Source organism: Deinococcus sp., from assembly GCF_030523985.1.
In the GTDB taxonomy this organism is placed as follows: domain Bacteria; phylum Deinococcota; class Deinococci; order Deinococcales; family Deinococcaceae; genus Deinococcus.
In genome coordinates this window covers 1-13,902 of sequence record NZ_JAUNHK010000062.1, presented here as the reverse complement: position 1 = coordinate 13,902, position 13,902 = coordinate 1, and the positions used below count along the sequence as shown (strand labels likewise).

Below are 13,902 nucleotides of genomic sequence, written 5' to 3'. Positions count from 1 at the left end.
CTTCGGCCAGCAGACCCACGTAGTCGCCCGCTGGGATGGCACCACGCAGCCAGTCAGCCCAGAGCGTGTGCTGCGCCTGGGCTTCGTCTGCGGTCATGTCGCCCATATCCACGAACATCTGCCCACGCTGGTAGGCAATCGTTTCGGCATCGGCGGGGGTAGCGAGGCGAATGTTCACCGTTCCTCCAATTTCAGCAGCATTTCGTGCGGATAAGGCTTAAAGCCCAGGCTTTCGTACAGGGGGCGGGCCATAGTGGTGCTGCCCAGTGACACCGTGCCGATGCTCCGCGCCTTGGCCTGAGCCAGCAGATCAGTCAACAGCCGTCGTGCCAGCCCCGCGCCCGCCACCACATCTTCGCCGCGCAGCGCCAGCAGGCCCAGATACTTGCCCGCCTGCACCTTGCCGCGTACCCACTCGGCGTACACCGGGCGCTCTGGCGCGTCGGCCTCGGCTGGGTAACGGTGAAAGGCGATGGCGTGGGCGTCGGTGGGGGTGGCGGGGCGAATCAACACATCACTTCTTCCCCTTGTCCTCCACGCGCTTTTGCACCCGCATCCGCAGCGAGTTGAGCTTGATAAAGGCCCCGGCGTCGTGCTGGTTGTAGTCGCCGCCTGCCTCGAAGCTCACGAGGTCTTTGTCGTACAGGCTACGCTCGGCCTTGCGGCCCGCCACGATGCAGTTGCCCTTGTACAGCTTTAAGCGGGCCGTACCTGTCACGCTTTTTGCCACATGGTCAAAGTAGACCTGCAAGGCTTCGCGCTCGGGGGCGAACCAGAAGCCGTTGTAGACCAGTTCGGCGTACTTCGGACCCAGGGCGTCGCGCTGGTGCAGCACTTCACGGTCCAGGGTCAGGCTTTCCACGGCGCGGCGGGCGTGGTACAGCAGCGTGCCGCCGGGGGTCTCGTACACGCCACGCGACTTCATGCCCACAAAGCGGTTTTCCACGAGGTCGATGCGCCCGATGCCGTGCCTGCCGCCAATTTCGTTGGCTTTGGTCAGCAGCGAAGCGGGGCTGAGGCGTTCGCCGTTAATGGCTACCGCGTCGCCGTTCTCAAACTCCACTTCCACGTATTCGGCTTCGTTGGGGGCGTCTTCAGGGCTGACGGTCAGCTTGAACATGTGGGCGGGCGGCTCGGCCCAGGGGTCTTCCAGAATGCCGCCCTCGTAGGAGATGTGCAGCATGTTGGCGTCGGTGCTCCAGGGGTCTTTCTTGGTGGTGGGCACGGGAATGCCGTGTTCGCGGGCGTAGTTTTCCAGGTCGGCGCGGCCCTGAAAGTCCCAGTCGCGCCAGGGGGCCACCGTCACAATGTCGGGCTTGAGGGCATAGGCCGTCATCTCGAAGCGCACCTGGTCGTTGCCCTTGCCCGTCGCGCCGTGGGCCACGGCCACCGCGCCTTCCTTCTCGGCGATTTCGACCATTTTCTTGGCAATCAGCGGGCGGGCAATGGAGGTGCCCAGCAGGTAATAGCCCTCGTACAGCGCGGCGCTGCGGAACATAGGGAACACGTAGTCGCGCACGAATTCCTCGCGCAAATCCAGCGCGTAGGCCGACACCGCGCCCGTGTTGAGGGCTTTGACGCGGGCTTCCTCCACTTCGTCACCCTGGCCCAGGTCGGCGGTGAAGCACACCACGTCGTAGTTTTTCTCGGTCTGGAGCCACTTGAGGATGATGGAGGTGTCCAGGCCGCCGCTGTAGGCCAGCACAATCTTTTCTTTGCTCATGCCTTATTCTCCCGCGTTTTGGTGAAGGCAGCGCAAGACCCCCAGACGTGAAACGTCCGCCCGTGTCCCAGATGGGTCAGGCGGAAGTTTCAGCGTCGGGAGGTCAAGGTCTGCATATGGTGTATGACTATGCAAAATTTCGCATAGCTATACACTCAGGGTAGCAGCGGAACCGGGGGCGGTCAACCCGAGGCCGGGAGCCGGGCGTGACCCCGCTGGACCAAAAAAGAGCCACCGACCCGAACGTCAGTGACTCCCGTAGAGGCGAAGGTCAGCGGATGCGGTAGCTGGCCCCGAGGCGCAGGCCGAAGCCGGGGGTCAGGCCGGTGTTCGTGCTGGTCCCCGTGCCGCCGAAGGCGTAGACGTTCACCCCGGCAGAAGCCTCGGCGAACAGTGCCCAGCGGTCATTCAGGCCGAAGTTGGCCCCGCCGAGCAGGTGGGGGTAAACGGTGAGGCCAGCGGCGCTGCCAGACTCACTGGTCGCCAGCACGGTCGCCAGACCCAGGCCGCCGCCGTAGTAGGGCTGCACGCCGGTGCCGTCGAGACGCAGCGAGTTGGTGTGACGCAGCCAGGCCACGTCGCCGGAGAGGGCCAGCGCACCGCTGCCGCCGAAGAATCCGGCGATGGGCAGGCCCAGGCCGACGCGGAAGGAGTCGGTCGCGTTGGTGTCACGCTCGTACTGTGCGCCCAGCAGGAAGAATCCGGCGCGTTCGGCGGCGCTGGCCGAGGAAAGGGCCGTCAGGGCGAGCAGGGAAAGGGCAATCTTTTTCATGGGTAAAGATTAGGCTCAGCCGCCATGAACGGGAACAGAGCAAACATTTAGATTCGGCACAGCACCGTAACCGTCAGGACATCGCCTTCACACAAACCCAGTTTGGCGGTCTGTTTCCAGACCTACTTTGCTGCCTTGAAGGTTAAGCATCGTGCCGGGTCTTGGGAACTGTCTAGCCCCGCTCCCTTACTGCACTGCGTTTCGGTGGGTGCATAGTATTTTGCTACAGCTGTAAAAAAATACATCTGGGGGAAAATCATGGTTCCGATTCACGACCTGCTGCTGTTCGCCTTTGCCGCGCTGATGCTGGTGCTGACGCCGGGGCCAAACATGATTTACCTCATTTCCCGCTCCATTGTGCAGGGACGTGAAGCGGGGTTTATTTCACTGCTGGGCGTCATGCTGGGCTTTCTGGTGCATATGACGCTGGCGGCGTTTGGCCTCACAGCCGTTTTTTTGGCCATTCCCTACGCCTATGACCTGGTGAAGTTTGCGGGCGCGGCTTACCTGCTATGGATGGCCTGGAACGCGGTCAGACCCGGCAGCGCCTCACCGTTTGAGGCCCGCCAGTTGCCGCACGACAGCCCCGCCAAGCTGTTTCGGATGGGCTTTTTGACCAACGTGTTAAACCCCAAGGTGGCCGTGTTTTATATGGCCTTACTGCCGCAGTTTATTCATGCTGGGAACGGCAGCCCACTGGCCCAGAGCCTGACGCTGGGGCTGACGCAAATTGCCGTGAGCTTTACGGTCAATGCGCTTATCGTCTTTACAGCGGGCACGGTGGCAGCGTTTCTGGCAACCCGTCCGACCTGGGTGCAAATTCAGCGGTATGTGATGGCGACGGTACTGGGCGGGCTGGCGGTGCGGCTGGCAGTTGACCATCGCAAGCAATTGCATATCCATACATCCAATCTGCATAACATTCCACTGACCCATCCGTCCCATCCGTGCCATACTGTCTTTCTGGAATGCCTAAGCGTACAGACCTCCAGACCATCCTTATCCTCGGCAGCGGCCCCATTCAGATCGGGCAAGCCGCCGAGTTCGATTATTCCGGCACGCAGGCGCTCAAGGCGCTGAAAAGCGAGGGCTACCGCGTCATTCTGGTCAACTCCAACCCGGCGACCATCATGACCGACCCCGAACTGGCCGACGCGACGTATCTGGAGCCGCTGACGCCGGAATTCGTGGAGAAGATCATCGAGAAGGAAAAGCCGGATGCCATTTTGCCCACGCTGGGCGGGCAGACGGCGCTGAACCTGGCGATGGAACTGCACGAGCGCGGCACGCTGGAAAAGTACGGCGTGGAACTGATTGGTGCGGGCGTCGAGGCCATCAAGAAGGGCGAAGACCGCGAACTCTTCCAGGCCGCCATGAAGAAAATCGGCGTGGAGACGGCACGCGGCAAGATGGTTCACAGCATGGAGGAGGCCATAGAGTACCAGAAGGAAATCGGCCTGCCCATCGTCATCCGGCCCTCGTTTACGCTGGGCGGCACGGGCGGCGGCATCGCGCATACTTATGAGGAATTCCTCGCTATCACCGAAGGCGGCCTGCGCGACAGCCCCGTGACCAGCGTGCTGCTGGAAGAAAGCATCCTGGGCTGGAAGGAATACGAGCTGGAAGTGATGCGCGACACGGCGGATACGGTCATCATCATCACCTCCATCGAAAACTTCGACCCGATGGGCGTCCACACGGGCGACTCCATCACCGTTGCGCCCGCGCAGACCCTCAGCGACGTGGAATATCAGCGTCTGCGCGACCAGTCCCTCGCCATCATCCGCGAAATTGGCGTGGCGACGGGCGGCAGCAACATTCAGTTTGCGGTGAACCCCGACAACGGGCGCGTGATCGTGATCGAGATGAACCCCCGCGTCAGCCGTTCCTCGGCGCTGGCGAGCAAGGCGACAGGCTTCCCGATTGCCAAAATCGCCGCGCTGCTGGCGGTGGGCTACCACCTGGACGAGCTGCCCAACGACATCACCCGCGTAACTCCGGCCAGCTTTGAACCCAGCATTGACTATGTGGTGACGAAAATCCCGCGCTTTGCCTTCGAAAAGTTCCCTGGCACACCCGACAGCCTGGGCACGCAAATGCGAAGCGTGGGCGAAGTCATGGCGATTGGGCGCACCTTCAAGGAGTCGCTGCAAAAGGCGCTACGAAGCACCGAAGGCGATATTCGCGGCGTGTATGCCGAGATGGACGTGGACGGCCTCAGGCGGCTGCTGTACCCCAACCCCCGCCGCATCGAAGCCGTGATCGAGCTGCTGCGCCGGGGCGAGAGCGTAGACAGCCTCTTCGACGCGACCAAGATTGACCGCTGGTTCCTGTCGCAACTGAAAGAAATCGTGGACGCCGAGAAGGAAATTCTGGAACTCGGCCCTATCGCGGAATGGAAATACGAACTCTGGCGTGAGATTAAGCGGCTGGGCTTCAGCGATGCCCGCATTGGCGAAATCGTAGGTCTGTCTGAACTCGAAGTCCGCGCTCTCCGCAAAAAAGCCAAAGCCACGCCCGTCTACAAGACGGTGGACACCTGCGCCGCCGAGTTCGAGGCGCACACGCCCTACCACTACTCCACCTACGAGTGGGAAGACGAAGTGGCCCCCACCGACAAGCCCAAAGTGGTGATTCTGGGCAGCGGCCCCAACCGGATTGGGCAGGGTGTGGAATTCGACTACGCCACCGTTCACGCCGTCTGGGCGCTGCAAGAACTGGGGTACGAGACGATCATGGTCAACTCGAACCCCGAAACGGTGTCCACCGACTACGACACCGCCGACCGACTCTACTTCGAGCCGCTGACCTTTGAAGACGTGATGAACATCGTAGAGCACGAAAAGCCCGTGGGCGTCATCGTGCAACTGGGCGGGCAGACGCCGCTGAAACTGGCGAAAAAACTGGCGGACGCGGGTGCGCCTATCATCGGCACCAGCCCCGAGACGATTCACGAAGCCGAAGACCGCGCCTCCTTCAACGCGCTGTGCGAACGCCTGGGCCTGCCGCAGCCCAAGGGCAAAGTGGCAGAAACCCCCGCGCAGGCGCAGGAACTCGCCGCCGAACTGGGCTTCCCGCTGATGGCCCGCCCCTCTTACGTGCTGGGGGGCCGCGCCATGCGTACCGTTCGCAGCAAGGAAGAACTGCAAACCTACCTGGACGAGGTCTACGCCGCTGTGGAAGGTCAGCCCAGCATCCTGCTTGACCAGTTCCTTGAAGGCGCACTTGAGTTGGACGTGGATACCCTCTGCGACGGGAAGAAAGCCGTGGTCGCGGGCATCATGGAACACGTCGAGGCGGCGGGCGTTCACTCGGGTGACAGTGCGTGCGTGCTGCCTCCCGTGAACCTCAGCCCCGAACTGCTCGAACGCGTCAAAGCCGACACCAAACGCCTCGCGCTGGAACTGGGCGTGAAGGGCCTTATGAACGTGCAGTGGGCCGTGAAAGACGGCGTGGCGTACATCCTGGAAGCCAATCCACGCGCCAGCCGCACCGTGCCGTTCGTGTCCAAGGCCGTGAACCACCCACTCGCCAAGAGTGCCGCCCGCATTGCCGCCGGGCAAACGCTGGAGCAGATTGGCCTGCATGAAACGCCCACTCCCGCCATGTACTCAGTGAAGGAAGTTCACCTGCCGTTCCTGAAATTCAAGGACGTGCTGCCTGTGCTGGGGCCGGAAATGAAAAGCACGGGCGAAAGCATGGGCATAGACGCCGACCCGTACCTCGCCTTTTACCGCGCCCAGTTGGGGGCCAAGAACTACCTGCCCCTGAGCGGCACCGCCCTGCTGCTGGGTGACGGACTGGACGACGTGGCCGCCACGCTGGAAGGCGCGGGCCTGAAGGTCATTCGGGAACAGGACGGCGACAACTTGCCCGACCTGCTGATAGACGTGACGGGCAGCCGCCTGCTGCGTACCGCGCTGGAACGGGGCGTGCCGATGGTCAGCACCCGCGAAGGGGCCGAGTGGACGGCGCAGGCGATTGCGAAGGCGCAGGGTGCAGCGTTGGGGGTTAAGGGGTTGCAGGCGTGGGTTAAGTGATCATCTTTTGAGATGGCTGTTTAATATTTGCTGCTTTGATTTGTTGAATACTAGTCGAGCAAAAGGGGAAGAATGCCTAACCTACAATTCAGTGTACCTGAAGACTGGACAACGGAGCAGAAGGGGAGCTTTTTTGAAAAGGTAGTTTCCGATCTCCTTCGACCAATGAGGTATAAGGTTACTGAACGCATCAGAACAACAGGAGTGGAGATTGATCTTCTGGCACTAGGAGAAGATGATCAACGTAGAATACTAATTGAATGCAAGGCTTATAGAGATAATGTGGCTGCTGAAGTTATAAGCAAACTCTATGGCAATGTGGGTTTGGATGACTACGATGCAGGCTGGCTATTTTCAACTAGCGATCTTACCAAGGATGCGCGAGGTAGGCTTCTTGCAATTCAAGGAGATAGAGCCAAAAACTCGAAATTTTCCTGGTTTGGTCCAGAGAGAATAATCGAGATTATGACAAGCCAGAATAAAATTATTGACCCTGCCTTTATTAAAATCGATCAATATCAGGAGGGTTCAATAAGATGGACTCTCTTAGTTTGTCCCTCCGGTTCGTTTTGGGTTGCTCAGTTCTCTGAGGACGGCCTCCCCAAATACTTTAGAATCTATGTAGGTAAATCTGGCGAGGTTTTAGCTGAGCCCGAAGTTGACAAATTAAGGCATTATCTCCCTAGGTTGGAGTCGCTAGAATTGCTTCCTGTTGCTACTACCATTAGAAGGCTATTCGTCAGTGATGCTCAACCAACTGTTGCACCTGTCTCATACGGCATCTCTTGGAAAGATCTAAGACCGTCTCGCCCCGAAGACTTCGTAGGACGAGACGATACAATTTTTGAAATTAAAAGTTTTATAGAATCTGTTAGAGATGGAACCACTAATACTCGGAGCTTCGCCATATCTGGCCCCAGCGGTTGGGGTAAAAGCTCTCTAGTCGTGAAAGTATCCGACTTGGTTAATAAGAGGGGACGCTCTAAGCTGTCTAAGACCTCAATAACTGCTATTGATTCTAGATCGGCTATAAACTCATCATTCGTTGCCGAAGCTGTCAGAAAATGTTTCCAGAATGCCATTGATAATGGATTGGTTCAGTCCACCAACAGTGCACAGGTTGATGACCTCAACTATCCGCTCAATTCATCCAGTATTTCCAAATGTCTTGAAGAGCTGAAGGCCAACTCATCCGTTGTAGTTCTTATATTTGATCAATTTGAAGAGCTTTTTTCAAAGCCTGATCTGTTTGAGATCTTCAATGCAATCAGAGATTTAGTCTTCGACCTTGACTCGAAGCAGCAGCCCATGGTGCTTGGATTCGCTTGGAAGATTGATACTCCTCAGATCCAAGGTCATCCCGGATATCATTTATGGCATGACTTAAAGGATAGAAGAATCACCCTGCCCATAAGAGAGTTTGGTTCTAAAGACATGACAAAGATAATCAGTCATGCCGAAAAGGAAGAGAAAATCCGTCTAAACGGGGTATTAAACTCGAGAATCATAGAGCAGTGCCAAGGTTACCCTTGGCTTCTTAAGAAGCTTCTAGTTCACGTATTTCAGAGGATAGATGATGGAGAGGAGCAGTATAGCCTCCTTGACAGAGATCTTGATGTTGAAATGCTCTTTAAAGAGGATTTATCACAGCTGGGCGAGGACTCCATACGTTGCATAAAGTACGTTGCCGCAAATGCACCGATTTCGGTCTTTGAAGTTGAAGATGCTTTTGGCTCAGAAGTTACGAATCACCTAATTAATTCGCGACTCCTTGTGAGAAGCGGCATGAACTACGTAGCTTATTGGGATATCTTTAGGGATTACTTGAATGAAGGTAAGGTTCCTTATATACCTTGGACTCGGACTTTCCAAAGAGATCCGCAGGCTTCTCTACAAGTCTTAAGAGCATTATATAAACTCAATCAGGGAACCTCGAGTGAAATTAGAGAACACCTAGATTTTACCGAAAGAGCGACCCAGAACATCCTAACGGATCTATACTCTCTTCAGTTAGTAGATAGAAGAGATAACGACATTTACTTCATCCCTGACTATATTAAGGAAATTGGCCCAAATGCCATAGCTACACACGCCTCTCGACAGCTAGTGAAACACCTGATTTATATACAGCTGTGCAATGAATGGGAGAAAGGAACCCTCCACAGCAATGAAGAGTTTGTAGAAATCTTTTCAAAATATCATCCACGCTCGATTGACTTATCAGATGAAACAAGTAACATTTATGCTAATAACCTCCGTAGGTGGCTTATCTTTGCTGGCCTTCTTGAGGTGAAGGATAGTAGCTTGATACGCCCGATTGGAGTCGGAGCACAGAAGGGCATACAAACTCCACAGAAACTTGGAATTGGTACTTTTTTGGGAACCTCCTCACCGGACACTCTTATGGCATTATTAATGCATTTGAAGGAGAACGATGGGAACGAGACTGTCAAAAAGTTGCATGATTTAAAGTTTAGAAATGCCATCTCAGATGCTCGAGAATTAGGGCTTGTTCTATCGAGTGCTCAAAAAGGTGTTACCTTGATATTTGATAGCCTAACAGATAGACAATTAACTATTCTTGCGGCATCTTCTGTCATGCGTCAGCCTCTAATCATGCGAATCAAAGAGTTATCGAAATCAGCCGATCCCGTTCTATCAGATGGTGCGATCACTGAGATTATCAAGAGCGAAGTTAATCCAGATTGGGCGGATGCATCTGCGAAGCGGTACTTCAATGGTTTGCGGAGGTATATGGATTGGGCGGAGCACCATGTGTAAGCCCCGTTTGTAGCCCAAGCCTCTGCTTTGGCGGCCTCAGCGGGGGCAGGGGGAGCGCCGTCGGCGCGGTGATGGATGATGGGTTCGGCCTTGCGGCCTGATGGATGATGGAAGGCGGGAAAGGGGGCGGGGAGCGGCTTGCGGGCGGCTCCCTTCCGCTTTTACAGGGCCAAGTGCAAGCGGATTCGGGCGTCCAGTTCCTGCATCAAGTCGGGGGGGACATGGCCCAGCCGTTTCCCCAGGCGAGTCACGGCGATACAGGTCATCAGTTCCGTCTGCGCTTTGCTGTCCAGGTTCAACCCAGTACGCTCGGTGGGCAGCAGCAGTTGAAAGTCGTAAACCGTATTCAGGTTGCTGGTGAGGGGAATAACGGTCAGTGCGTCCGCTTTGGCGTTGGCGACGTTGTTGGTGATGACTACGGCGGGACGCCTGAAGTCCGGTTCTCCAGCGCGGGCCGGGCCGAAGTGTGTCAGGAAAATATCGCCGCGCCGGATGAGGCTTACAGCCATTCGCTGCCGTCACTGGGTTCAAGACCGTCAACGTTGCCTTCAAGGAACAGGGCGCGTTCCGGGTCGTTCTCAGCGGCAAGGGCGGCGTATTGATCGGCCAGCAGTTTTTCCTGTAAGGCCTTCAGGCCAAGGGCGATGATTTCGCTTTTGCTGGTGCCCGTCTGTTTCTGGTACTCGTCAATAAAGGTGGCAAGGTGCGGCGGCAGGCTAGCGGTAATTCGTTGAGCATTCTGGTATGTCATAAATGCATATTAACATTCTTACGATTCGGCCTACGCGCATTTGGCCTCTGCTCGAAGCTTCTGTTTTGGCGACCTCAGCGGGGGCAGAGCGAGTAAAAAAGCCGGAAGCGTGGGCCTCCGGCTCTTTTTCGTGGGGTGGGCGGCTCAGTCCATGCGGCGGATGGCTTCGCCGATTTCCTTGTCGTTGCCGTGGCCCAGCTTGATCCAGCTCACGTTCAGGCTCTTGCCGTTGACGCTCGTCGCGTCGTCCACCTGGGTCAGCTTGGCGACGTACAGGGTGCCCGCGCTGAGGTCGCCCGCTTTGTCGGCCACGAACTTGTACATGCCGCGCATGTCGCCGTCGTCGCCGTAGTACACGGTCTTTTTGTCATCCAGCACCAGGGCCATTTCAAAGCTGGTGCGGCCCATCGCGTAGTGCTTCTGGATGGTCTGGCCCGCGCCGCTGGGGGTAATTTCGCTGACGTAGCCGTAGTCGTAGCGGTTGGCCTTCTTGCCCAGGTGCTTGGTCATGGCGGGTTCGGCCTTGGCCCAGTCGGCGTCCGTCTCGGCGGGGTATTCCTCGCTGGTCAGGGCGGTGTTCCAGGGGGTCACGCTGCCGTTGCAGTTGACCCAGGTGCCGTTCACGCTGCTCATGTCCACCATGCTGGGGTTGCTGGCCTTCCAGACGCCGCCTTCACGCTTCATGTCCAGGCGGCTGATTCCGCCGGGGCGGGTTTCCCAGTGGGTGTAGAGCACGCCCGTGTCGGTTCCGGTGGCAATCAGCATGTTGGCGTCGGGGTTGTTGCTGGTCACGCTGCTGCCGTCGGCGTTCTTGATGACGCCCAGACCCTGCTCCCCGGCGCGGCCCAGCACGTTGTACTTGCCCGTCGCCACTTTCAGTTCCTTCAGGGGAGTGCCGTCGTAAGCCAGTTCGGCAAAGTCGTCGGTGTTGGCGTTAAAGCCGCTGACCACGCCCACCGTGCCCTTGTCGTAGGGGGCCACGTTGTCCTTTTCGGGGTGCTGAATGTTCATGAACAGGTCGCCCTGCTCGCTCACGCGCAGACCCGTCACTTCGCCGCCGTTGGGCACCACGGCAAAGCGCTTGAAGGCCTTGGTCTTGAGGTCGTACGTCCACAGGGTGTTGCGGGTGTCGTCGCCGTCTTCGCCAATCCACAGGCGGCCCTTTTTATCGAGGAAGATGTTGTCGGGGTTGTTGAGGCCGCTCACGTCGCAGTAGCCGCCCTCGACGGGCTTGCCGACCAGAATGGGGGTCAGCTTGGTGGCGTTCAGGTTGCTGTCCAGTTGCGCGGCCACGATGCCGCCGCACTTGTTGGCGGGGAACTGGATGTCGCCTTTGCCGTCGCTCATGCCGCCCAGGAAGGAGGTCACGGCGATGTAGAGGGTGCGGGTGCTGGCGTCATAGGCCAGACCTTCCATCTTGTTCCACTCCAGGCTGCCGCCCATCGCCTTGGCAGTTCTGGCGGTCTCCATGAAGGGCATGACGCTGTTTTCCACCTTCTCTTCGCTGGGCGTGGTTCTGGTGCCGCAAGCGGTGAGGGTCAGGAGGGCCGTGAGGGAAAGCAGAGCAATCTTTTTCATCTTGCTCACGCTAGGCCCACACCATCAGCGCAATCTCAGCGGCGTGTCAGCGCCCGGTCAGCACGCCCCACCAGCCGAGCGCCTCCCGCTGCACCTCGGGCGGGACGGTGTGACCGCCTTCAAATTCGGTGTAGTGCAGGTCGTAGCCCGCCTGCGTGAGCTGCTCGCGGATGACGCGCCCGCAGCGGTCAATGGACAGCACCCGGTCAGCGGTGCCGTGCGACACGAAAATGCGCGGCTGCCCCACCTGCCCCGCCGGAGCCAGAAAGCCCGGCGAAAAGCCCAGCAGGTGCGAGAACAGGTCGCCATTGTTCAGCCCCAGCGACAGCGCGTAACTGGCCCCGTCCGAAAAGCCGTCGAGCGCGAGGTGCGCGGGGTCAATGGCGACGCGGCTGAACACCAGTTCCAGCGCCCGGTCTATAAACGCCACGTCGGGGCCATAACCGCCAGAATCAGGGCCGCCACGAATCATGTCCCAGGTGCCCCCGCGTGAGTCGCAGGCGAGCAGGATGAGGCCGTGCTCCTCGGCAGCCTCCACGAAAGGCCGGATGGAATGGCTGGCCTGACTCCCCGCCCCGTGGCAGGCGACGAGCAGCGGGCGCGGCCCGGTCAGCGGGTGGGACTGCGGCACATACAACAGCCCGTCGCGCTGCCCTCCCAGACCGAGTGGAAATAGTCCGCGTTCGCTGGGCGGCGGCAACGTGGGGTCGGGTCGGGCGCTCAGGCGGGTGGCGGAAAAGGAGGGGGCCGTCATAGGCCAATTGTGGGCCGCCGCCTGCGCCCACGTCTGCAACGAAAGTCGCTCTGGACACCTACAATCGCCCTATGACCTCCCCCGAACCCTTGCCCGCAGGCATCTACGAAGCGCACCTGAACGGCGCAGACCTCTACTTTGAAGTCGTGGGCGAAGCCACGCCCGCCGCCCCGCTGGTGTACCTGCACGGCGGCCCCGGCTACAACAGTTTTTCGTTTCGTGAGTTGCTGGGCGAGCGCCTGGAAGACCTGGGGCGGCGCGTGGTGTACCTCGACCAGCGCGGATGCGGGCGCAGTGGGGCGCTGGAAGACACCGAGCAGGCCAAAGCCGCAGGCGACGCCGACACCCTCGACCTCGACACGCTGGTGGCCGACGTGGAAGAACTGCGCGACTTTCTGGGGGCCGAGCAGATTGTGCCGCTGGGCCACGGCTTTGGGGCGCTGATTGCGCTGGAATACGCCCGGCGCTATCCCACCCGCACCGCCCGCGCCGTAGTTGTGAACCCCTGGGTGCATTTCCCGGCACTGGCACTGACGCTGCTGCGCGAAGCCTCGGCGCTGGCAGGCGCTGAGTTTGAAGACCCGGCGGTCAAAGTTCGTGCCCAGACGCCCGAAGGCCAGCACCCGCCCATCGGCGCGGCCCGTATCGAGGCGGCGTTTGCCCGGCTCAATGCCCGCGACCTGCTCAACGCCCTGCAATTCGTAGACCCCCAGAGCCGGATGCGGCTGGAGTTTCTGGACGTGGAAAGCCAGCTTCTGGGCGGCGCGGAAATGCAGCAGGCACTCGTCAATCAGGGCCTCTGGGAGTTCGAGTACCCGGCCTTCATGCAGGAGATTCGCCGCCCGGTCTTCGTCATCGCGGGCGTACATGACCGCACCAGCTACCCTGAACAGACCGACTGGGTGGTGGACCTGGCGGGCGGCGACCTGACCGTGCTCGACACCGGGCATTACCCCTGGCTGGACGACGAAGACGCCTTTGTGGAAGCGCTGGACGAAGCCCTGACCCGCTGAGGTGCCCACGTCTATGCAACTTTTAGCCGGGCTGCGACGTGCAAGCGTTCTCCTCACGAATTTGAACTGGGTCTAAATTACAATGTCGGCATGTTCAGACTCCTCTTCGCTGCTACGGTGGCCTGCCTGACCATCGCCCTGAGTGCCTGCACCTCGACCACGCCCACCACCCCGGTCCTGCAGAACCCGACCACCCCGCCCCAGGGCACGACCTGCAACGGCGTGAAGGCCGGAGCCATCTCGGGCAACGTCGTCGTGCCGGAAGGGGGCAACTGCGTTCTGTCGCTCGGCAGCGTGCAGGGTGACGTGTATGTGGGCCGCAACGCCAACCTGAGCCTCAGCGGAAACCTGATCGGCGGCAGCGTGCGCGGCGAGGGCTTTGCCAACGTGCAGATTTCCGGCAACAAAATCAGCGGCAGCGTGGTGCTGAATAGTGGCGGCAGCCTCGTGGTGGCTGGCAACGACATCGGCGGCGACCTGTCGTGCAGTG

At 59.1% G+C, this 13,902-nt stretch carries 12 protein-coding genes; 5 read left to right on the top strand and 7 right to left on the bottom strand.

Translation table 11 applies throughout. The annotated features are described in order from the left end of the window. Positions 1 to 174 precede the first annotated feature (174 nt). From Q4C89_RS09890 to Q4C89_RS09880, 3 genes are all read right to left on the bottom strand, one after another. Entirely contained in the window at positions 175 to 513 is a 339-nt protein-coding gene (locus Q4C89_RS09890; RefSeq protein ID WP_303102445.1) for a GNAT family N-acetyltransferase, read from the bottom strand. Between the two features lies 1 nt (position 514). Continuing rightward, positions 515 to 1,723, bottom strand: a complete 1,209-nt coding sequence (locus Q4C89_RS09885; RefSeq protein ID WP_303102444.1) for an argininosuccinate synthase — start codon at positions 1,721 to 1,723, stop codon at positions 515 to 517. A 271-nt stretch (positions 1,724 to 1,994) separates the two neighbouring features. Then, positions 1,995 to 2,495 (bottom strand): hypothetical protein, encoded by a 501-nt coding sequence (locus Q4C89_RS09880; protein WP_303102443.1) that lies wholly within the window; start codon positions 2,493 to 2,495, stop codon positions 1,995 to 1,997. Between the two features lie 258 nt (positions 2,496 to 2,753). On the opposite strand from Q4C89_RS09880, the gene Q4C89_RS09875 reads away from it, so the two are divergent. The 3 genes from Q4C89_RS09875 to Q4C89_RS09865 all read left to right on the top strand — a co-directional run bounded on the left by Q4C89_RS09875 (position 2,754) and on the right by Q4C89_RS09865 (position 9,316). Beyond that, positions 2,754 to 3,575, top strand: coding sequence for a LysE family translocator (locus Q4C89_RS09875; protein WP_303102442.1), 822 nt, complete (start codon positions 2,754 to 2,756; stop codon positions 3,573 to 3,575). Beyond that, entirely contained in the window at positions 3,464 to 6,535 is a 3,072-nt protein-coding gene (carB, locus tag Q4C89_RS09870) for a carbamoyl-phosphate synthase large subunit (protein WP_303102441.1), read from the top strand. The genes Q4C89_RS09875 and carB overlap by 112 nt, the downstream gene beginning before the upstream one ends. A 72-nt stretch (positions 6,536 to 6,607) precedes the next feature. After that, positions 6,608 to 9,316, top strand: a complete 2,709-nt coding sequence (locus Q4C89_RS09865) for a restriction endonuclease (RefSeq protein ID WP_303102440.1) — start codon at positions 6,608 to 6,610, stop codon at positions 9,314 to 9,316. 161 nt (positions 9,317 to 9,477) lie between these two features. Here the strand turns inward: Q4C89_RS09865 and Q4C89_RS09860 are convergent, their stop codons facing one another. From Q4C89_RS09860 to Q4C89_RS09845, 4 genes are all read right to left on the bottom strand, one after another. Next, positions 9,478 to 9,825 (bottom strand): type II toxin-antitoxin system PemK/MazF family toxin, encoded by a 348-nt coding sequence (locus tag Q4C89_RS09860; protein ID WP_303102439.1) that lies wholly within the window; start codon positions 9,823 to 9,825, stop codon positions 9,478 to 9,480. After that, a complete protein-coding gene (locus Q4C89_RS09855; protein WP_303102438.1) occupies positions 9,816 to 10,067 on the bottom strand; it encodes a hypothetical protein in 252 nt (83 codons plus the stop codon). The genes Q4C89_RS09860 and Q4C89_RS09855 overlap by 10 nt, the downstream gene beginning before the upstream one ends. A 144-nt stretch (positions 10,068 to 10,211) precedes the next feature. Next, complete coding sequence (locus tag Q4C89_RS09850) at positions 10,212 to 11,645, bottom strand: alkaline phosphatase PhoX (protein WP_303102437.1); 1,434 nt, start codon at positions 11,643 to 11,645, stop codon at positions 10,212 to 10,214. A gap of 46 nt (positions 11,646 to 11,691) precedes the next feature. After that, complete coding sequence (locus Q4C89_RS09845) at positions 11,692 to 12,399, bottom strand: alpha/beta hydrolase (protein WP_303102436.1); 708 nt, start codon at positions 12,397 to 12,399, stop codon at positions 11,692 to 11,694. Between the two features lie 71 nt (positions 12,400 to 12,470). Here Q4C89_RS09845 and Q4C89_RS09840 point away from each other — a divergent pair, with 71 nt between their 5' ends. Together Q4C89_RS09840 and Q4C89_RS09835 are read left to right on the top strand one after the other, a co-directional pair. Then, positions 12,471 to 13,412 carry an alpha/beta fold hydrolase gene (locus Q4C89_RS09840; protein ID WP_303102435.1) on the top strand — a complete coding sequence of 314 codons (942 nt, stop codon included), beginning with the start codon at positions 12,471 to 12,473 and terminating at the stop codon, positions 13,410 to 13,412. Between the two features lie 90 nt (positions 13,413 to 13,502). Next, on the top strand, positions 13,503 to 13,902 hold a 400-nt coding region (locus Q4C89_RS09835; protein ID WP_303102434.1), incomplete at its 3' end, for a hypothetical protein.

What these genes read in the sequence shown, in the direction of transcription:
- Q4C89_RS09885 (WP_303102444.1), bottom strand. Translation starts at nt 1,723, where the DNA reads ATGAGCAAAGAAAAGATTGTGCTGGCCTACAGCGGCGGCCTGGACACC.
- Q4C89_RS09880 (WP_303102443.1), bottom strand. Translation starts at nt 2,495, where the DNA reads ATGAAAAAGATTGCCCTTTCCCTGCTCGCCCTGACGGCCCTTTCCTCG.
- Q4C89_RS09875 (WP_303102442.1), top strand. Translation starts at nt 2,754, where the DNA reads ATGGTTCCGATTCACGACCTGCTGCTGTTCGCCTTTGCCGCGCTGATG.
- carB (WP_303102441.1), top strand. Translation starts at nt 3,464, where the DNA reads ATGCCTAAGCGTACAGACCTCCAGACCATCCTTATCCTCGGCAGCGGC.
- Q4C89_RS09865 (WP_303102440.1), top strand. Translation starts at nt 6,608, where the DNA reads ATGCCTAACCTACAATTCAGTGTACCTGAAGACTGGACAACGGAGCAG.
- Q4C89_RS09860 (WP_303102439.1), bottom strand. Translation starts at nt 9,825, where the DNA reads ATGGCTGTAAGCCTCATCCGGCGCGGCGATATTTTCCTGACACACTTC.
- Q4C89_RS09855 (WP_303102438.1), bottom strand. Translation starts at nt 10,067, where the DNA reads ATGACATACCAGAATGCTCAACGAATTACCGCTAGCCTGCCGCCGCAC.
- Q4C89_RS09850 (WP_303102437.1), bottom strand. Translation starts at nt 11,645, where the DNA reads ATGAAAAAGATTGCTCTGCTTTCCCTCACGGCCCTCCTGACCCTCACC.
- Q4C89_RS09845 (WP_303102436.1), bottom strand. Translation starts at nt 12,399, where the DNA reads ATGACGGCCCCCTCCTTTTCCGCCACCCGCCTGAGCGCCCGACCCGAC.
- Q4C89_RS09840 (WP_303102435.1), top strand. Translation starts at nt 12,471, where the DNA reads ATGACCTCCCCCGAACCCTTGCCCGCAGGCATCTACGAAGCGCACCTG.